This window comes from Streptococcus sp. (assembly GCF_019414905.1).
In the GTDB taxonomy this organism is placed as follows: Bacteria; Bacillota; Bacilli; order Lactobacillales; family Streptococcaceae; genus Streptococcus.
On sequence record NZ_DXLC01000092.1, the window covers coordinates 1 to 5,636 of the forward strand.

A 5,636-nucleotide genomic window follows, 5' to 3' on the forward strand; every position below is an offset into this window, starting at 1 on the left:
CTTTTAAATAGTAGAGTGTCATTTTTTGATAGTCATATTCTATCTTTTTTTTGATGTGATTGCAAAAATCTGCTACGTTCAAAAAAATTAAAGAAAAGGCTTGCAAAAAAGAAAAATAAAGTGTATTATATAACTAGTACAATGATTGTGAAATAAATTCCGAACAATAATTAAATCCTGAAATGTCATTATTTCGTTCTGAAATGTTATTGTTTCAAATTGATAATTTTTGTATAATATTGTTAAGAACTTTAAATCAAAAAGGAGTTTCATTATGAAAAAGAATGGTAAAGCTAAAAAGTGGCAATTGTATGCAGCAATCGGTGCTGCAAGTGTAGTTGTATTGGGTGCTGGGGGCATTTTGCTCTTTAGACAGCCTTCTCAGACTGCTGTAAAAGATGAGGCTACTCATCTTGTTGTTGCTAAGGAAGGAAGCGTGGCATCCTCTGTTTTATTGTCAGGGACAGTAACAGCAAAAAATGAACAATATGTTTATTTTGATGCTAGTAAGGGTGATTTAGATGAAATCCTTGTTTCTGTGGGTGATAAAGTCAGCGAAGGTCAGGCTTTAGTCAAGTACAGTAGTTCAGAAGCCCAGGCAGCCTATGATTCAGCGAGTCGAGCAGTTGCTAAGGCAGATCGTCATATCAATGAACTCAATCAAGCACGAAATGAAGCTGCTTCAGCTCCCCAGTTACCAGTACCAGCAGGAGGCGAAGGTGTAGCAGCCCAAACTCCAACTCCAGTCTCAGGAAATTCAGTATCCTCTATTGATGCACAATTAGGTGATGCTCGTGATGCTCGTGCAGATGCAGCAGCGCAATTAAGCAAGGCTCAAAGTCAGTTGGATGCAATGACGGTTCTCAGTACCCTAGAGGGAACTGTGGTCGAAGTCAACCGTAATGTTTCTAAATCTCCAACTGGAGCTAGCCAGGTGGTAGTTCATGTCGTTAGCAATGAAAACTTGCAAGTTAAGGGGGAACTATCTGAATACAACCTTGCCAACCTCTCTGTAGGACAAGAAGTAACCTTTACTTCTAAAGTTTACCAAGATAAGAGCTGGACTGGTAAGATTAGCTACATTTCTGACTACCCTAAAAACAATGGTGAAGCAGCAAGTGCAGCTACTGCCACAGCAGGTGGTAATTCTGGTTCTAAATATCCATATACCATCGATGTTACAAGTGAAATCGGTGATTTGAAACAAGGATTCTCAGTAAGTGTTGAGGTCAAGAATAAGAGTAAAGCTATTTTGGTTCCTCTAACAAGTATTGTGACTGAAAATGATAAGAACTATGTCTGGGTGCTTGACGAGCAGAAAAAGGCCAAGAAAGTGGAAGTTGGTTTGGGAAATGCTGATGCAGACAACCAAGAAATCACTTCAGGTCTGACAAATGGAGTCAAGGTCATCAGTAACCCAACGTCTTCTCTAGAGGAATGAAAAGAGGTGAAGGCTGATGAAGCAACTAATTAGTCTAAAAAATATCTGCAGGAGTTACCGTAATGGTGACCAAGAACTGCAGGTTCTCAAAAATATCAACCTAGAAGTGAATGAGGGTGAATTTGTTGCCATCATGGGACCATCTGGTTCGGGTAAGTCTACTCTCATGAATACGATTGGCATGTTGGATACACCAAGTAGTGGAGAGTATTATCTTGAAGGTCAAGAAGTGGCTGGATTGGGTGAAAAACAACTAGCCAAGGTCCGCAACCAACAAATCGGTTTTGTCTTTCAGCAGTTCTTTCTTCTATCCAAACTTAATGCTCTGCAAAATGTAGAATTGCCCTTGATTTACGCAGGAGTTTCGGCTTCAAAACGGCGCAAGTTAGCTGAGGAATATCTTGATAAGGTTGAATTGACTGAGCGTAGTCACCATTTACCTTCAGAATTATCTGGTGGTCAAAAGCAACGTGTGGCTATTGCGCGTGCCTTGGTAAACAATCCTTCTATTATCCTAGCAGACGAACCGACAGGAGCCTTGGATACCAAAACAGGTAACCAAATCATGCAACTATTGCTTGAACTAAATAAAGAAGGAAAAACTATTATCATGGTAACGCATGAGCCTGAAATCGCTGCTTATGCCAAACGCCAGATTGTCATTCGCGATGGAGTTATTTCATCTGACAGTGCGCAGTTAGAAAAGGAGGAAAACTAAGATGCAGAATCTGAAATTTGCCTTTTCATCTATCATGGCACATAAGATGCGCTCTTTTCTTACTATGATTGGGATTATTATCGGTGTTTCATCAGTTGTTGTGATTATGGCTCTAGGTGATTCCCTATCTCGTCAACTCAACAAAGATATGACCAAATCTCAGAAGAATATTAGTGTCTTTTTCTCTTCTAAAAAAAGTAAAGATGGGTCTTTTACTCAGAAACAATCAGCTTTTACGGTTTCTGGAAAAGAAGAGGAAGTTCATGTTGAACCGCCAAAACCGCAAGAATCCTGGGTTAAAGAGGCAGCCAAACTCAAGGGAGTGGATAATTACTATGTAACCAACTCAACGAACGCCATCTTGACTTATAAAGATAAAAAGGTTGAAAATGCCAATTTGACAGGCGGGAATAGAACCTATATGGACGCTGTTAAGAATGAAATCATTGCAGGTCGTAGTCTGAGAGAGCAAGATTTCAAAGAATTTGCAAGTGTTATTTTGCTTGATGAAGAATTGTCCATTAGTTTATTTGGCTCTCCTCAAGAGGCTATTAACATGGTTGTAGAAGTCAATGGATTTAGTTACCGGGTCATTGGGGTTTATACTAGTCCAGAGGCTAAACGTTCAAAAATATATGGTTTTGGTGGCTTGCCCATTACTACAAATACTTCCCTTGCTGCGAATTTTAATGTAGATGAAATAGCTAATATTGTCTTTCGAGTGAATGACACAAGCTTGACTCAAACTCTGGGTCCAGAATTAGCACGAAAAATGACAGAGCTTGCTGGCTTGCAACAGGGAGAATATCAAGTATCAGATGAGTCAGCTGCATTTGCAGAAGTTCAACAATCGTTTAGTTTTATGACTACGATTATTAGTGCCATTGCGGGGATTTCCCTCTTTGTTGGAGGGACTGGTGTTATGAACATTATGCTTGTTTCGGTGACAGAGCGTACCCGTGAGATTGGTCTCCGTAAGGCTTTGGGTGCAACGCGTGCCAATATTTTAATTCAGTTTTTGATTGAATCCATGATTTTGACCTTGCTTGGTGGAGTTATTGGTCTAACCATTGCGACAGGCTTAACCGCTATAGCTGGTCTACTCTTGCAAGGATTGATAGCTGGTATAGAAGTAGGAGTATCAATCCCAGTTGCCCTATTTAGTCTTGCAGTTTCGGCTAGCGTGGGTATGATTTTTGGAGTTTTGCCAGCCAACAAGGCATCGAAACTTGATCCAATTGAAGCCCTTCGTTATGAATAGAATAAACAAGATGGACACTCGTCTATCTTGTTTTTTGTATGGATTTCCCTATCGAAAATCCTTAAAAATGTGATATAATGAAGTGTTAGAAAAACAGGTTTCATTTGCCTGGAAAGGAAAAATTATGTCTGAAAAGAATTTTTATATTACAACACCGATTTACTATCCATCTGGTAAACTTCATATCGGTTCTGCCTACACAACCATCGCCTGTGATGTCCTAGCCCGTTACAAACGCCTGATGGGTTACGATGTCTTTTATCTGACAGGTCTTGATGAGCATGGTCAGAAAATCCAGCAGAAAGCAGAAGAAGCTGGCATTACACCTCAAGCTTATGTTGATGGGATGGCAGTTGGAGTCAAAGAACTCTGGCAATTACTAGATATCTCATACGATAAATTTATCCGTACAACTGATGACTACCATGAAAAAGTTGTCGCACAGGTCTTTGAGCGCTTACTTGCTCAAGATGATATCTATTTGGGTGAATACTCTGGTTGGTATTCAGTCTCAGATGAGGAATTCTTTACAGAAAGCCAGCTTGCGGAAGTTTTCCGTGATGAAGCTGGAAATGTAACTGGTGGTATTGCTCCATCAGGACACGAGGTTGAATGGGTATCTGAAGAATCATATTTCCTTCGTCTTAGCAAGTACCAAGACCGTTTGGTCGAATTTTTCAAGTCCCATCCTGAATTTATCACTCCAGATGGCCGTCTGAATGAAATGCTTCGCAACTTCATTGAGCCAGGTTTAGAGGATTTGGCGGTATCTCGTACCACATTTACCTGGGGTGTACCAGTCCCATCAAATCCAAAACACGTTGTCTATGTTTGGTTTGATGCTCTACTCAACTATGTGACAGCTCTTGGCTACGATCAAGACGAACACGCTAACTTTGACAAGTTCTGGAACGGAACAGTCTTCCATATGGTTGGAAAAGACATCCTTCGTTTTCACTCAATCTACTGGCCAATCCTTCTTATGATGTTGGATATCAAATTGCCAGAACGTTTGATTGGTCATGGTTGGTTTGTCATGAAAGACGGAAAGATGTCTAAATCTAAAGGGAATGTTGTCTATCCTGAAATGTTGATAGAGCGTTTTGGACTAGATCCACTTCGTTACTACCTCATGCGTAGCCTTCCAGTTGGTTCAGACGGAACCTTTACTCCGGAAGACTATGTTAGCCGTATCAATTATGAATTGGCTAATGACCTTGGAAACCTCCTCAACCGTACTGTTTCTATGATTAACAAGTACTTTGATGGACAAATTCCAGCCTATGTAGAGGGCGTGACAGAGTTTGATCATGCTCTTGCTGAGGTTGCAGAACAATCAATCGCAGACTACCATACACACATGGAAGCAGTTGACTACCCACGTGCTCTTGAAGTAGTCTGGACTCTGATCTCTCGTACCAATAAATACATCGATGAGACCGCACCATGGGTCTTGGCCAAGGATGAAGCTCTTCGTGACCAATTGGCAAGTGTCATGAGTCACTTGGCAGCTAGCCTTCGTGTCGTTGCTCACTTGATTGAGCCGTTTATGATGGAAACTAGTCGTGCAGTTTTGACTCAACTTGGCTTGAATGAAGTTTCTAGTCTTGAAAACTTGAACTTGGCTGACTTCCCAGCAGATGTGACTGTAGTTGCCAAAGGAACACCAATCTTCCCACGTCTGGATATGGAAGAAGAAATCGCCTATATCAAGGAACAAATGGAAGGCAACAAACCAGCAGTCGAAAAAGAGTGGAACCCAGACGAAGTTGAACTCAAACTAAACAAGGAAGAAATCAAGTTTGAAGATTTTGACAAGGTCGAAATTCGTGTCGCAGAAGTCAAAGAAGTGTCTAAAGTAGAAGGTTCAGATAAGTTGCTTCAATTCCGCTTGGATGCTGGTGATGGTGAAGATCGTCAAATCCTCTCAGGAATTGCAAAATACTATCCAAACGAACAAGAATTGGTCGGCAAGAAAGTTCAAATCGTTGCCAACCTCAAACCGCGTAAGATGATGAAAAAATATGTCAGCCAAGGTATGATCCTATCAGCTGAACATGATGGAAAATTAACCCTTCTCACAGTTGATCCAGCTGTACCAAACGGAAGTGTGATTGGGTAAAAATAGACAGGACTAGTTCATGCTAGTTCTGTTTTTTATTTATACTCAATGAAAATCAAAGAGCAAACTAGGAAGCTAGCCGCAGGTTGCTCAA

4 protein-coding genes are annotated in these 5,636 nt (G+C 40.7%); all 4 read left to right on the forward strand.

The genetic code is table 11. From position 1 onward, the window contains the following. Positions 1–271 precede the first annotated feature (271 nt). The 4 genes from QZ359_RS02635 (at position 272) to metG (ending at position 5,542) form a co-directional block, all read left to right on the forward strand. A complete protein-coding gene (locus tag QZ359_RS02635; protein ID WP_293958021.1) occupies positions 272–1,441 on the forward strand; it encodes an efflux RND transporter periplasmic adaptor subunit in 1,170 nt (389 codons plus the stop codon). 16 nt (positions 1,442–1,457) lie between these two features. Further along, complete coding sequence (locus QZ359_RS02640; RefSeq protein WP_261076859.1) at positions 1,458–2,159, forward strand: ABC transporter ATP-binding protein; 702 nt, start codon at positions 1,458–1,460, stop codon at positions 2,157–2,159. Position 2,160: 1 nt separating this feature from the next. Further along, positions 2,161–3,420 carry an ABC transporter permease gene (locus QZ359_RS02645; protein WP_293958017.1) on the forward strand — a complete coding sequence of 420 codons (1,260 nt, stop codon included), beginning with the start codon at positions 2,161–2,163 and terminating at the stop codon, positions 3,418–3,420. Between the two features lie 124 nt (positions 3,421–3,544). Then, positions 3,545–5,542, forward strand: coding sequence for a methionine--tRNA ligase (gene metG / locus QZ359_RS02650; RefSeq protein WP_293958019.1), 1,998 nt, complete (start codon positions 3,545–3,547; stop codon positions 5,540–5,542). Positions 5,543–5,636: the final 94 nt, after the last annotated feature.